Source organism: Phormidesmis sp. 146-12 (assembly GCF_052939495.1).
Genome location: NZ_JBJPHS010000006.1, coordinates 62,045 through 77,259 on the forward strand (window position 1 = coordinate 62,045; position 15,215 = coordinate 77,259).

General features: G+C 47.6%; 8 protein-coding genes. 3 read left to right on the plus strand and 5 right to left on the minus strand.

Translation table 11 applies throughout. The features are described from left to right. The first annotated feature begins 85 nt into the window (after positions 1-85). The gene (locus tag ACKFKF_RS04570; RefSeq protein ID WP_446866595.1) at positions 86-2,182 is read left to right on the plus strand and encodes a glycosyl hydrolase 115 family protein; all 2,097 of its coding nucleotides are present in this window, start codon (positions 86-88) and stop codon (positions 2,180-2,182) included. An 11-nt stretch (positions 2,183-2,193) separates the two neighbouring features. Further along, complete coding sequence (locus ACKFKF_RS04575) at positions 2,194-3,162, plus strand: lysylphosphatidylglycerol synthase transmembrane domain-containing protein (RefSeq protein ID WP_446866596.1); 969 nt, start codon at positions 2,194-2,196, stop codon at positions 3,160-3,162. Between the two features lie 87 nt (positions 3,163-3,249). Here ACKFKF_RS04575 and ACKFKF_RS04580 read toward each other — a convergent pair whose 3' ends face one another. From ACKFKF_RS04580 to ACKFKF_RS04600, 5 genes are all read right to left on the minus strand, one after another. Beyond that, the gene (locus tag ACKFKF_RS04580; protein ID WP_446866597.1) at positions 3,250-6,606 is read right to left on the minus strand and encodes a right-handed parallel beta-helix repeat-containing protein; all 3,357 of its coding nucleotides are present in this window, start codon (positions 6,604-6,606) and stop codon (positions 3,250-3,252) included. A gap of 128 nt (positions 6,607-6,734) precedes the next feature. Next, positions 6,735-8,849: a glycosyltransferase gene (locus tag ACKFKF_RS04585; protein ID WP_446866598.1), complete on the minus strand. Its 2,115-nt coding sequence runs from the start codon at positions 8,847-8,849 to the stop codon at positions 6,735-6,737. A 395-nt stretch (positions 8,850-9,244) separates the two neighbouring features. Then, complete coding sequence (locus tag ACKFKF_RS04590) at positions 9,245-10,600, minus strand: nucleotide sugar dehydrogenase (RefSeq protein ID WP_446866599.1); 1,356 nt, start codon at positions 10,598-10,600, stop codon at positions 9,245-9,247. Positions 10,601-10,807: 207 nt separating this feature from the next. Next, entirely contained in the window at positions 10,808-12,118 is a 1,311-nt protein-coding gene (locus tag ACKFKF_RS04595) for an HlyD family secretion protein (RefSeq protein WP_446866600.1), read from the minus strand. Positions 12,119-13,386: 1,268 nt separating this feature from the next. Further along, positions 13,387-13,536 (minus strand): hypothetical protein, encoded by a 150-nt coding sequence (locus ACKFKF_RS04600; RefSeq protein ID WP_446866601.1) that lies wholly within the window; start codon positions 13,534-13,536, stop codon positions 13,387-13,389. Positions 13,537-14,645: 1,109 nt separating this feature from the next. Between ACKFKF_RS04600 and ACKFKF_RS04605 the strand changes: the two genes are divergently transcribed. After that, complete coding sequence (locus ACKFKF_RS04605) at positions 14,646-15,020, plus strand: hypothetical protein (RefSeq protein ID WP_446857866.1); 375 nt, start codon at positions 14,646-14,648, stop codon at positions 15,018-15,020. Positions 15,021-15,215 lie beyond the last annotated feature (195 nt).

Sequence of the window (15,215 nt, forward strand, 5' to 3'; positions counted from 1 at the left end):
GTATCTCGAAGAGCGCGGAGCAAACCACTTCTGTCGAACTGACGTTAATTCAGAACTGAAGGCTTAAAATCTGAGAATATTCTCAATGTTTAACAAAGTTTTCGATCGCAGAAATCGGATCAATACTCTGATTCTGGCAGCCTTAGTAACGCTGGTGATCAGCCTTTTTCCGAGCATTGATGCAGCCACATCTGCTGATATTCAAATCAGTCCAGGAGTGCCCATTCTAATAGATGCTGGACAAGATAGAGCCATTCAAAGAGCCGTCAAAGACCTCCAGCGAGATCTACAAACGGTGTTTGGGCAAGAATCACCGATCGTCACCAGTGCCTCAGATTTGGGCGATCGTGACGCGATCGTGATCACGCGCAATGGTTCCCAAACGGCTGATTCAACATTAGTAGGGACGGAAGCACATTCCATTATGGTGAAAGAGGCTGGAGGGGCTACCCGGATTGTTTTACAAGGAACAGACACACGAGGAACCATCTATGCAATCTACACCTTTTCTGAACGGTTCCTGGAGGTTCCTCCACTTTGGTTCTGGGCTTCGTGGAAACCTCAGCAGAAAACAGAAATTACCATTCCCCGAAGTACTAACTTGCGGTTTGGTTCGCCCCATGTTACTTGGCGGGCATGGTTTCCCAACAACAAAGATTTACTTAGAGGTTGGCAGAAAACCAACCCAACGATTGACGCAGACGACGTGATTTTTGAAACCATGCTGCGGCTAAAGCTCAATGTGACTAATGTCGGAGAAGACATAGGAGATTATCCCTCACCCCAAGCAGGTTTGAAGCGTGCGCGTCAAGCCAGCGATCGTGGACTCGCCATCACGGTTCCCTATTTGGGGTCATTCAGATATTGGGACAAGTACTGGCAGTTAGTTCGGCAACAAGAGCCTCCGAAACTTGCCTTAGCGAACCGCGAAAAATTTGATGAGTTCTGGACTTACCACATCAATCTACTACTGCGCGAGAAGTTTGAAATGGTGTGGGGAATTGGCTTTCGGGGAGCCAAAGATCAAGCCTTCTATGACGCAATGCCCGATGCACCTCAAGAGGATGCGAGCCGCGCCAGGGTAATCCAGGAGATGATTTTACGACAGATCACTTTGCTGAAACAGATTACCAATCAAGCACACCCGGTAATGCAAACGATGCTTTACGCCGAAAATTCAAAGCTCTTTGCTCAACAACTACTCCGACTACCAGAAGAACCGAGTCTGATTTGGACATTCTCTTCAGACAACCGAGATCACTTTCCTGGAGTCGAGCTAAGAGGCACGATCGCTCCCCCCAACCAGCCGATCGGCTACTACATGAACTTCCAATTTACCTCCTCCGGAGCGCACTTGGCTCAAGCTGAAAGCCCCTGGAAAATGGAGCAAAATTTCCGCATTGCTCAGTCCGCCTCCCAACAACCCCTGCAATTCTCGATCGTCAATGTGGGCAATGTGCGGGAATTTGTTTTAACGATCGCGGCCAACGCCCAGATGATGTGGAACTTTACAGAATACAAGTCGGATGTCTTTGTGAAACAGTTTTGCGATCGCTATTTTGGTGCGAGACATGCCAACCAAATCGCCTCACTCTACAAGGACTTTTTTGCCTCTTACTGGCAGCAAAAACAAGGAGACATTCCTGGCTTTAGTCAACAATATCTCTTTCACGACCTCCGCATCTCACACGCCAGCGAAGCGTTGCTCAAACACATTCAAACCAGCCAACTAAAAGCCAACCCATTGAGCGATCGCCCAGATTTCTACCGCATTGAGCCTGCTAATGGTCAGACCCAAGTAGATGCGATTATTCAGGGCACGGATGGATCAATCAAAAAGCTGCGATCGGTACTGTCAAACTGTGATGCACTGAATAAGACCTTAGATCCACAAGGTCAAACATTTTTCAACGATAACCTGTGTGTGCAGGCCGACTTCATGCAGCAAGCAAATCAGCTTCTAAACTCGCTTGCCCATGCTTTCAAGTCTCTTCCAAATCAACGAAAAACAATCAAGTACCTCGCGCAAGCAAAGCAAGCAGCTAGAGTCATGCCGCGAACCCTGAAAGCAGCAGAACGAGATCGCTTTGCAGGCTGGTATGTTAACGAACAAATTTTCGGGGTGAAAAAACTGAACGATGCCATTGATCGAGCCGCGATCGCACTCTCAGCAACCCGATAAAACTAAAGCCAGTGAAACTAAAGCCAGTCACCGTTCTGAAAACAATTGTTAGCCTAGCACTGCTTGGTTTTGTCTTAACTCAAATCGATTTTTATCAAGCCTGGACTCAGTTTCAGCACCTTTCCTGGCAGTTTATTCTGCTGGCGCTGCTCTTTTACACAGGCTGTCAGTGGTTAAGTTGCTTGCGCTGGAGTGTTGTCCTTCAATCCAGCAATCATTCCGTTCCGATGAGCCATCTACTCAGCAGCTACTTCGCGGGAATGTTTCTCAACATCTTTCTTCCCGGCGCGTTGGGAGGGGATGCTTACCGAGTCTACCGGGTTGCTCAGATCACAAAAGATCCAGAAGTCGCCCTAGTCTCCGTCTTTCTGGAACGATTCACAGGTTTGGCAGCACTCTCCGCTCTTGCCGTATTAGGATTGCCGCCCGCCTTTCGCTTAGTAGGACGTTGGGATATTATTCTGCTATTTATGTCCTGCGTTGGCGCACTGGTGGGAGCAGTTCTACTCATATCGAGTCCTAAACTACTGATATGGGTTGAGCCTTGGTTAGAAAAATTTCGGCTAGGGCGAGTTGTCGATCGCTTTGCCAAAATTCAAATCCTCTTAAGAAAGTTCGCTCAACACCGTCGCGCTCTGGCATTGTCTATGGGGCTTTCCCTGTTACTCCAGCTAGCGATCGTGTACTACCACTATCTCGTTGCTCAACAGCTTAAAATTCCGGTCTCCTACTTAGAACTGCTCGTTTTCATTCCGATCGTGGTGGTCGTCACGCTGCTTCCTATCTCATTGGGAGGGTTAGGAGTCAAAGAAAGCTTGTGGGTCTATTTGTTTAGTCGCGTAGGGTTAGCCGCAGAACAAGCCCTCCTACTTTCTCTAACTATTACCGCATTAAGTTGGCTGTTGAGCCTTCCCGGAGCCGTAATTTTGCTACTAGACTCTGCCGGGTATCAACAGATTAGACGGGGAACCCTTAAGTAGCTCCATAACCGATAAGTCGCTGGTCAGTAGAGGGGTTGGGGATGATAGTGAACCTCAGAACTCAGCAATGCCCTTTTTTCTCCGTCCTTACTCAAATGGCACTACCGAGGAGTTGAGTGTTTTGCTTGAGTCGTTACTCATCAGGGATTGTGCTACAGGCGAGGTAATTATCTTAGAGTTGGTGCCAAGGAGGGCGATCGCTGTTCTCGTAAATCCTGAAATTGTGTTGCTTTCGTAGACATTGTAATCGTTATTTATATTGCGTTCGGCGATTCCATTGCGGTAACTGTTTGTGGTAGAGCGAATGGTGTTGTTCCGAATTAAGTTGTTGGTAGATGACTTGACTCCACCTGTAGAAAAGTCATCCAGATAGATACCGTAGTAAGTGGTTGGTGCTGCGGTTCCGTTGTCGGCAATGGTGTTGCTAGTAATCGTCGTGAAGGTTGATCCTCTCAGACGAATGCCGTGTTGAGCATTACCGACGATCGTGTTGCCTTCAACTTTGGTGTTAGCAGCCAGTTGAACTAAGATGCCAGACAGCTTATTGCCGCGAATCACATTGTTAACAATAGAGTTTGCGTCAGAGGTTCTGCTAGTTTCTGTACCGGGTTGAATTGTAATTCCATTGCCACCATTGTTAGTGACGACGTTGTCTCTCACACTGTTATTTTTGGCAGCCGTCACGATATTGATTCCATGCCGACCATTGGCATCCAGAATGTTGTGAGTGAAGGTGGAATCGAGGCAATTGTCGATCGTTAATCCATCGACTCCATTGTGATCCGCCAGATTCCCAACCATGCTCAGCCGGACAGTAGGCACACCCGCCGCCGAGTTTTCGTGAGGGTCAAATCCATAGTGAGGAAAGTCATGTGCCCGAATATCGACAAAGCTACTGTCTGCATAGGTGCCAAAATTCGCATAGCTGTTCTGATAACTGGTGCCACCGTCTTTGTTACCATCTAGCGACAGGTGCCGGAAGTGCTGATTTGAGAAGAAGGTTTTGACTTGGTTTTCTGCTTCGGTGTGATAAGCCGATCGCAACAGTCCCGCATCTTCTAGCTGGGCATTATCGACCAATCTCAGTACCGATTTCCAGCCAACTCCCGTCAGGACGACGTTATCATAAAGCACTTCAACATTGTCGGAGATATTGTAGGTGCCTTCCATTAGCACAATTGTTCCACCACCCTTTGATCCCAGGCTTGCGATCGCTTGTTCAATGACAGTTTGGTCAGCCGTGCCTGTCGCTATGTAGTCCGCCAGATTTGCATTTACAGAGTTACTAGCGGAGATCGTAACGGTGTTAGGAGCGTTGTGGCGCATTAGATTGAAGGTGTAGGAACCCGGAAGGGCGTAGTCAGGATTTCCAAGGATGGCAGTAGGTGTGATCTTGACGTAATAGGTGCCTGCCGCTAAGAACGATGTGACCGAACCTCCTGTCGCTGAGGAACTGCTATTTGAAACAGTGCCACTGTTCATCGAGTCTTGCAGAATCGTTCCTGCACTGTTGAGCAGATCCAGGCGGTATCCTGCACTCAGCCCATTCAAGAACACGCTCACCGCATCAGAAACTCCTAGACTGAATTTGAAATAATCGAGCGGGTCACTACTGCCGACGAAATCTGTCACTGATTGCAGACGATCTGCTGCACCGAGATCAACCGCAGTCTCCAGGGTGTTGTCTGAGAGTGGGTTAGCTGCTCCGGTTTGAGTTGGGCGAGGAGTGACATCTACGGGTGTCACAACAACAGGAGTCGTGATAATTTTGGAGTTGGGCGCAAGCACGACGATCGGGCTTCTGGTCGTGCCTGTGATGAGGTTGTCCTGGTAAGTATTATTGTCATCACTGACGCTGCGTTCGGCAATTCCGTTGCGGTGGCTGTTTGTGAGAGAACGGATAGTATTGTTCTTTACTAGGTTGCGCGTAGAGGCCACAAAGGCAGGAGTTTCAGGTCTTGTGCCTACATAATCATCCATGTAAATTCCGTGGAACTTGTTGGTCAGGGAAAGACCGTTATCAGCAATCAGGTTGTTGGAAACGGTAGAGTTGCTGACTCCTCTGAGGCGAATTCCATGCTCACCACTGCCTTGAATGATGTTACCTATGATCTCAGTCTCGTTGGAGAGTTGAACTAAGATACCAGATAGTTGATTATCGCGAATGGTGTTGTTGAGTAGACGGTTTGCATCAGAGGCTCTACTCGTTTCGCTACCTGGCTGAACAATAATACCAACGCCCCCATTGTTGGTGACGATGTTGCCTCTAACTAAGTTGTTTTTAGAAGCCGTTACCACGTTGATTCCATGCCGACCATTGGCATCAATGATGTTGCTGCTGAAGGTAGAATCGAGACAATTGTCGATCGTCAATCCATCGACTCCATTGTGATCCGCCAAGTTTCCGACCATGCTTAACCGGACGGTGGGCACACCCGCATCGGAGTTTTCGTGAGGGTCAAACCCATAGTGGGCAAAGTCGTGTGCCCGAATATCGACAAAGCTACTGTCGGCATAAGTCCCAAAGTTTGCATAGCTGTTCTCAAAACTTGCGCCGCCATCTTTGTTGCCATCTAGTGATAGATGCAGAAAGTTCTGGTTTGAGAAGAAAGGCTTCTGAATATTTTGCGCCTCACTCGGAAAAGCTGATCGTAACAATCCGGCATTTCTTAGTTGAGCATTATCGACCAATCTCAAAGTTGACTTCCAACCCACTCCAGACAGGGTGACGTTATCATAGAGGACTTCCAGATTGTTTGAGATATTGTAGGTGCCTTCTAATAGGAGAATGGTTCCGCCGCCCTGAGTGCCGACTTGAGCGATCGCTTGCTCAATGATGTCTTGATCATTCGTGCCTGATGCCACAAAATCAGCCAGTTCGCGGTTGTTGGAGTTGCTGGCAGCGACCGTAACGGTGTTGGGTGCATTATGGCGTTGTAGATTTACTGTGTAGGAACCCGGAAGAGCATAAGTTGGGTTTCCGGTAATGGTAGCAGGAGTCACTCTGACATAGTAAGTTCCTGCTGTGAGGGAAGACGTGACCGACCCGCCTGTGGTTGAGGAGTTGAGTGTCCAAGTCGTGCCCCTGTTGGTTGAGCTTTGCAGAAGGGTTCCTGCGCTGTCCAATAGATCCACTGTGTAGCCTGCACTCAAGCCATTCAAGAACAGGCTAACTGCATCAGAAGTGCCGAGACTGAACTTCAAAGAATCTACGGGATCGGTGCTATCTACTGCATCGGTGAGCGATACTTTACTGTCTAATGTACCGAGATCCTGAGCAGTTTCTAGCGTGTTATCAGCGATCGGGCTAGCGGCGGCGGCAAGTCTGCTCTGGGTGAGAGGCGTTTGCAGCAGGGAGGATTGCCCAGAGGTCAGCAACCCAGCAGTTGTCAGGTCTGTATTAGCGAGACTAGAAAAAGTTGCATTGGAGGGTGAGATAACCATAGGTGTGACCAAGAAAGAAAGGATACAAGGCTAAACTTCCTGGATGAATATTCCGCCCTCACCCTAGCCCTCTCTCCAAGGAGAGGGAACAAGAGGTTTTGGCCCTTTTTTGAGTAGATTGCTTTGCTTTATTGAAAAGAGCTAGAAGAGACGATCGGGGCTTCAGCCGGAGTCACATTGCGCCAAGCGATCGGGGTCTGAGTAAAGCTTCCATCAAATGCAAGATATTCTAAATGGGTATCCTTGACCTCCTGTAATATCAGCGCATGAGTGCCGCTACCCTGAAATTGCAGATTGCTGAACCAGGTTTGATTGACCCGTTTCACCATTAGAAAAGCGTCTTCTGTAGAGTCTTTGAGCAATGTTAGATGAGAAAGTTTTATGTCTTTTAGTGACTGTGCTTTGTTGGGCGGCGAGATCATGACGATCGCACCTGGTTCACCTGCAACTAAATGCAGAATACTACGGGATTGTCCTTGACCTTTGAGAGCCGTCTGACTTCGATTCAGCGCTAGTGGTTGCGAAAGGGTTAGTTCTCCGGAGGGTAGATTGATCTGAATGCGTCCTTGAGGGGGCAAGCGATCGAACAGTTTCTGAAGAGCCGGGGCATCATCGAGATCATCATTGGAGATCACCCCATAGTCCGTGGCTTGCAGAATTTGTATGGGTTGCTCAACGGTGCGATGGTGTTGCCTCCACCACCAAGCTTGAATATCGACTTGGGGAGAAAGATAGCCTACGAGACAAAGCAGCGCAATCACAAAGGTAAATCCTTGAGCAGCTAACAAAAATCGGGAAGTTCCCAGCTTCATCCAGCGCTTGAGTCCGGTTCCGGCGACCGATCGACTTTGATTGCCTCGGTTTGACCACTTTTGTTGCGCCAGATTCATTTGCGTATAAATCTTGACCAGCGAAGAACTCCACTGAGACAGCAGTTCGTGCAGCACATGAATCGGCTTGAGCATGGCTTCTCGCTGCCACTGATATACTAATAGCCGGAGCGGTCGAGTAAACAAAATCCAACTGACAATCAAGCTTAAGCCAATCCAGTTGCCTTGAATAAGATAAATCAGCATCAAGGTCGGTGCAACTAGGGCAGTCCAAAAGCTAATGCGCTGATCTAAGAGACAATACCAGGTGTATGCACCGACTCGCGCCGGGCCCAGCGCCATTGCTCGGCTTCCGTTTCGCAGCATGTTGCCAAACCAGCGCCGCATATTCTGGTACATTCGCATCGGCACATTTCCAGTCACGGTTTCCAGGGTTTCCACTATTACATCTGGAACGTAGATCATGTCGTATCCGGCTCTTAGCAGCCAATACCAAGTGCTTTTGTCATCCCCCGATAGAAACTTGAACTCGCCCCATAACCAATCTTGAAGCGTGTCATTTTCTAGTAAATCTGCAAAAGAAGGATCTAAAGCAGCCTCGGCACGATAGAGCGAATATCGACCTGTCAGACACAAGATTTTGCGCGAGAGGGAATGGGAACACATGTAAAGGTGACGTTGAGCAAAGCGCAAGTCTAGCCACTCTCCAAAAACTTTAGAGCCATCAACGGTTGCTTTCTCGTCGGTTGTCAGTCCGCCCAGTTTGGGAAACAGCTTGAAGAACGGCAAGCACTTTCGCACGGCACCTTCTGAAATGATGGCATCTCCATCCATCAAGACCACAATGTCAGGGCGAGAAGACTGCTGCGCTAGAGTCCGTAGCCCGATCGCTAATGCGCCCCGTTTTCCTCTTGCAGGATCGAGCAGCGGCACATAGTGAATCATTCGCATATCGGGATCGATCGACCGCAAAATCTCGGCGATCGCAATCATTTCTTCGGCGGTGGTCACAGCGACCAGGGTGAGCGGTTTAGAAAGCGTTTGAGCTTCACGAGCGATCGCGCCAAATACTCGCTCTGTAATCCAAGGTTCTTCTCGAAAGGTCGGCACCACAATGCCCACCGAGGGTACTTCCTGCTGATCCATCCGATTCGCCCGTTTGCGCCACTGAGGAAAGACCCAGTACACATACAAGCGAGAACGAATCGCCTGTAGCCCAAACCAAGACCAGCGCCAAGTTCCCAATGTACCTGCACTAACAACGGCCCAAAATCCGGCTTGTTGAATGCGATCGGGATCGCGCAATAGATAAAGACCGCACAGCCCCAAAGCTGAGAGGAGCAGCAGACAAAGTAGATTCAACCCCTGCTGAATCCGCTTCTGAAATCTTCTAGACTCTAGAGACTGTTGCATTGTCAAGCTCCTTGGATGCAAGCGTTAGTCTGAAAGCGAACACTATCGTCTTCTCCCAGATACTCATTGTTGGCATTGCTTAGTTGAGGAATGAATTGCTCTCCTCACGAAGTGGAACGAAGCCCTCGCCAACTCTTCTCCCCAGGGAGAAGGGAGCCAAAAGTCTTGTTCCCTCTCCTTTTGGGGCTACCGTGTACACACAAGTCTTCCGATCGGTCATCGCTGAACGCTTCGCCCCCTAAATCCCCCAGACTGGGGGACTTTGAGCAGGGAGACTTCCCACTTTTCAGCAAATTTACAAGGTTCAAAGTCCCCCAGTTTTGGGGGATTTAGGGGGCTGAAGCCGCCTGAAACGGAGCGATGTTTGCAGAGAACTTGTGTATACACTGAGTGGCTCAGGCCGCAACTGCTTCCGCATCAGCGACGACAACAGAAACTGCTTCAGGGTCAGCGACTGCAATAGAAACCGCTTCGGGGTCAGCAGAGACAATCTCGCTGAGGTGAGCCAGATCAACGATCGCTGTGCTACCTAATAACCCTTGTAGAGAGTCAAGATCCTTAGTGATCACAGCCACCTGTGCACCTCTAAGTGCTTCGTGCAGATCACTCTTGAGAATCTGAGGAATTTGAGGTAGCTGCCGTTCGAGGTAAGCGCGATTTGCTCCTACCATGCGGTCTAGCTGCACATCGGGATCATAGACTGCCAGTTCTACGCCGTCTTCCCAAAGCTGACGAATCAGATTGATTACCGGGCTTTCGCGCAGATCATCGGTGCCAGTCTTAAAGCTTAGACCCAGAATTGCGACTTTACGGGGATTGTGTTCGTGAATCTTGAGGCGAGCCGCTTCAATTTGAAGCTCGTTGCTGGGGAGAACCGCTTCCATGATAGGCAAAGTTCTGCCTAAGCGACGGGCATTAAAGGTGAGCGATCGCAAATCTTTGGGCAGACAGGAGCCTCCAAAGGCAAAACCGGGGCGCAGGTAGGCGGCGGAAATGTTGAGTTTGGTGTCCGCGCAGACGATGTTCATGACTACGTTGGCATCCAGAGAAAGGGGGCCACACAAGCGACCAATCTCGTTTGCAAAGCCAATCTTGAGGGCGTGGAAGCAGTTGTTTACGACTTTGATCAGTTCGGCTTCTTCGATGCCAATCCGATAGATCGGAGCCTGAATGCTGGTGTACAAGTCTGCCACCGTTTGACCAGAGCGATCGTCTAGCTCACCAACTACTGTATAAGGGGGTGCATAGAAATCTTTGATTGCTGTGGTTTCGCGCAGAAACTCTGGATTGATTGCTAAACCAAAATCTTGACCACAGGTTTTCTGAGCATACTTCTCTAGCCACGGCAACAACTGAGTGCGCGTTACATGAGGAAAGACCGTACTGCGGAGAACAACGGTATGATAGCGATCGCTGTTTCGCATTCCTTTACCGATATCCCTGGCGACACTCTCAATGTAGTCTAATACAGGGCTGCCGTCGGGCGCAGAGGGAGTTCCCACACATATCATCGAAACATCTGCCCAGTTCACATATTCTCTACCAGAAGTCACTGCTCTTAGTCGTCCTGCATCAATGCCTTGCTGAATTAACTGATCCAAATCAGGTTCCTTGATGGGGCTACGTCCTAAATTGAATACTTCTACTTTCTCCGGATTGGTTTCAACGCCAATCACTTCATGTCCCATTTCAGCAAAGCAAGCTGATACAACCGTGCCGACATAACCCAATCCCCAAACCAAAATCTTCATTAACTGCTCCTGAATTTGTCTAGTAGTTAAACGTGTGGACGGTCAAACTTGTCCACAAACTTCCGAAACTCGCAGGCTAAAACGGGACAGCCTCAATAAGGGTTGCCGTTGTTGCCGTTGTTGCCGAAAAAACCGAACGCCTGATTTGCGAAGGTGGGCTGAATGCGATCGCTCCACCCTTTCGGTCAGATCGTTTGTAGAGATCTCCTAAAGACTGAGTGACTTTTTGGTGAATGTCACTTGGGCAATTTGTCCAACTCCACAAAACTCCTGGGGTTGGCTTACTTTCGCGGTCGGTTGGATGCGAACAATCACCCGCATCAATGCTTGTCCCGCCAAATCAGCTTTGATTGGAGGTGTCAACGCCTGTAACTGAGTGACGTTAAGATGATCAGTGCCTTGAGAATTCGCTGATGGAACGGGAGTGTTCCCGACTGCTTGCATTAGCTCCACCGTACCGCTCAAAGGAGCGCTTTCTCCAGACAAACTGACTTGCACAGACTGACGGGTGTTAATCTGGCTAGCTTGTTGAGCAGTCACAACCCCTTCAACCCACAGGTTTTGACAATCTAATATCGTCATGACGGGTTCTAGCTGGTTGACTTGTTCACTTTGCTCACTAGTAACGCTATAAATCACACCAGAAAAAGGGGCTGACACCACAAAATCTTGCTTGTCGCTGAACTGAGATTGCATTTGGCTCAACTGTTGATTGAGACGATCTCCTTGCGCTTTTAGCGTTGCGATCAAACTTGATTGAGTTTGAATGACTTGTCCAAGTTGCGCTTGCTGATCAGAAACACTCAGTCCTGAGGCGCTAGATTGGGTGCCCGATTGGGTAGCGTTTAACGCAGTTTGAGACTGTTGCAAGGTGGCTTCCGCCCGCTTGAGTGCTGCTTCTGCGGTGTCTATGCCCAACTTCTTTTCATCCACAACGGACTGAGCGATCGCACCATCCGCAGCGAGGCTGGCGTACCTCTGATGGACAGCCCGGGCCTGATTAACGGCTGCACGAGCTTCATCAATATCAGAACGCTTTGCCTCCACTCCGGCGGCTGCGATCGCTGAGTCGGCAGCGACGACCGTCGTTCCAGTTTGTCTGAGTTGAGCAATCTGCTGCTGGGTTTGAGCGAGTGCCTGTTCGGCGGCGGTGAGTTGAGCGAGGTTGGCTTGGCGCTCTGCTTGTAGGGCGGTGATCGATTGTTCTTGCTGCATGTTGGGCTTGATGCGAGCGAGAATTTGCCCTGCTTTAACCTGCATCCCAGGAGTGGTGTAGACCGCATTGAACTGCCCAGGGATCGGGGCGCGAACTCGCGTAATTCGAGCATTGACGATCGCATTGTCGATTGTGAATTGACCAGCGCGTGACCAAATGCTCAACCCACCCATGGCGATCGCACCAACTCCTATAGAAAAGAAGCTAAACGCGATCAAAAATCGTCTTGCTATTGACCTCTTCTCAGGTACTGGAACACTTGGACTCGGCTCTAAAGCCTCTTGTGTAGTTGTAGTTTGCACTCAACCTTCCTCTATGTAATAGGTTAGCTGTGACTCGCCTGGTTTCTCATCTGATGAATGTTGTGACCATTCGGTACGAGACTGAAGTAGTCACCCAGGCGCAATGGTAAGCTTGGAAACTCGTCTCATGGCATCCGTCAAGTAGTCGGAAGTAGGAAGAAACATCTGCACAATTAGAGTGCAGCCCATTTTCAGGAATCTTCTTAAAAAATGGTCGAAAGCCGGGTAGAGTTGACTCTTGAGCAATTTTTCTCACTACTAATCGACTAGCTTCGTCGATTCTTGTCGGGTCAGTAAGCTTCAAAACTTCTGAGAATAAACCATCTCAGCCCTGACAGTCCTGTCTCCGCCATCATTTCTGAGGCTTCACTTCAAACATGCCACCTGGGACGGACTATTTGACGATACTTTCAGGCTATAGGTTGCGAACCGCTTTTCCAGACAAAATACTAAGGAGTTGAAACCTGTATCTTAGGTTGCTTGGTTAAGAACGGCTGGCTTTCAATTTGAAGCAACAATGCCACAACAATATAATACGTCCCTTAAACGTTACGGGAAGGAGGCACCATATTTGCTGGGTAGGCTAGGCGGCATCCTTTGGAACTGTGGCGTTTGTTTAATTGGTGAGACTCAAAGCATCAGTCAGGTTGTGAGCTAGCTACTTTTGCGTAAGTCTACTGTAAAGATGTAAAAAGCTCTTCGATCCGGGGAGGGAAACTGCGTGGTTTCCATGAGTCCAATCATTATTCTTTTCCCGGTATATGCCAATAGCAAATTAATACTCTTAATCAATTAGACCTTTTGCTTAAATATTTGATGAAACATTCAAAAATTGCCGCTTGATATACACTTATTTTGTGCGATCTCTGGTAAGCGTTCAACTTACTAATTCAACTACTGAAAAAGCCTTCAAACTGACCAGAATAAGGGTATCTCTATTATTTCTGAGTAGTCTAATATCACAAGAAACAATAAAGTCTGTCTTTAGCAGGATGAGCAAGGACGAGGAATTGTATACATGAACTATTATTGCTCATTTTAGAGCCAAGAGATCACACAATTAAGACATAATTAAGATCGTGTAATTGCCAATCATCATAACCGTGCTGTCTGCTGATGACCAGTCCGAAGCATTGACTGCCTCATTCCAGAGCGAACGTGCGTTTGGGAACTAACAGAGTTATCTGACAGCATTAATCTGCTTATTCCTGTGTGAAATGCTTTAGAAGTTAGATCCAACCTGTTTTTTGTTCTAGTTGAGACGCTTCTTAGTAGAAATTTTCTAACTCACCCATCGTGAGCATGAGGCGATCGTTGAAATCAGATACGCGATTCTGGTCGATCATATAGACGACGTTGTAGCCCTTCAGCCGAACATGAGTATGTTTGTAGGTTAACCGCTGACTATCATTCACCATTGCTACACACTTTTCGCTCTGGCAATGCCCCGTCTTCCAATGCTTACTTCAGCCGCAGGTACAGGGGTGGGCGAAATCAAACAACCCACTCAGCAGATCAAAGGTGAGATAGCTTTTGCAGTACAACACGATGAGTAGCCTCTCTGGTATCGCGCCCAAAGTTGCTCTGTGCCCCATTTAATATGTTGGTAATTGTCAAAAATTAGGTTTTAACCTCTTCAGCCAAGCAATTTATTATTGGTATTCCTTAAAAAATACAAAATACTTAGATTCTATCTACCTTGGTTTTTTACATCGTAAATTTATGAAATTTGTCGAAGAGATTTTCATTTGACAGTCTCTTGAATTTAGAATAATCACTTTTCTAGAGATGAGCGATCGAGGTTAGTTTCTACCGATATAAATCTCTTTCTCTTCATATAGATATTGACCAAGCTCGGCTCAGTCTGTTTGGTTTAACTAACTATATCTTAATGCGCTTACAGAGATATTTCTGCGTATACCATATCTGATAACTGTTAGCAACAGTAAGCTGAAAGTTTCTAAATATCTGAGTCAATCTAAATAGAAAGTCCTCCTTATGAAGCGAATCAAAAACGTCCTTAACCTTCATTTTTAGGAAGAAGAGAGGAGGAAACTTAGCGCTCTAACCTTTGCTGTAGAGTAGCTTCAGACATTCTTTCATTTGATTGAATCTAAACACTTGCTACTTGTAAGAACGACCTCAGAGAGATCAAAGTCTAATTACTGAGCATAAAGATACAAGCGTTTTCTGGATATTTTTTTGCTCTAGTTTATTAAAACCTTCACTAAAAGCAGAAATAAAAATCTCTTCTCTATCATCTTTTATGCCACTGGTGAATACATATCTGTTATCTTCATACTAGATTTAAGAAGTGCGATTTTTCTTATTCAAAAGCTTTGCGAATTAGTCTATTAATTACTTGAAAACTGGGGAACTTAAGAAAAAATTAGCCCGTCTTCTTGCACATGAGGACAGAAAAGCTTGGCATTAACTACTTTCTAAATAGCTTCCGCTAAACGTTGAAGTTTTGTAGTTGATCCCTCGTGCTTCTAGGCTCTGTAAACCAAGATAGAGGAAGTCTAAAATGTTGAAAAGAACTGTTGTTATTGGTCTACTGTCTGCGATCGCTCTGACAGGTTCTGCCTTATCAGCAAGAGCAGGTCAATCACAATCAAGTGTGCAAGAGTCTAACCAAGAATCTGCTGTGATTGGCGACTTCAATAGCGTTTATCAGCACAGTGGGCAAGCAACTATCCAGCAACAAGTTGGCAACCTTAAAAAAGGATGCGGGACATCTGTAAGCCAAGATCAAGGCAGCTACCAAGGCTCTAATCAAGCTACCGGAGTCGTCGGAGTCGGTAACTCTGTTGGACAGGCTAATCAACAGCTTACCGTTCAACAACAAATCCAACGCCGTTCTTTCAAAAACGCACCCTGCTACAAGAAGGTTGTTAGATAGTAGGTGAAAAACTTGGGAAGCCCCATCAGTGCCAGGCTAGAGCTTTCATGAAACAGGGTTTCGAGTGATTTGCGTCTCACCGCACGACGGGTTTAATCATTGAGTAAAAGATGCCCAGGCACTTTTACAGTGCTTGGGGTTTTTACCTTTCACGAGACCTGGTGCTTCTGTGTACCAAAGCGTCAGCCGTAGTTC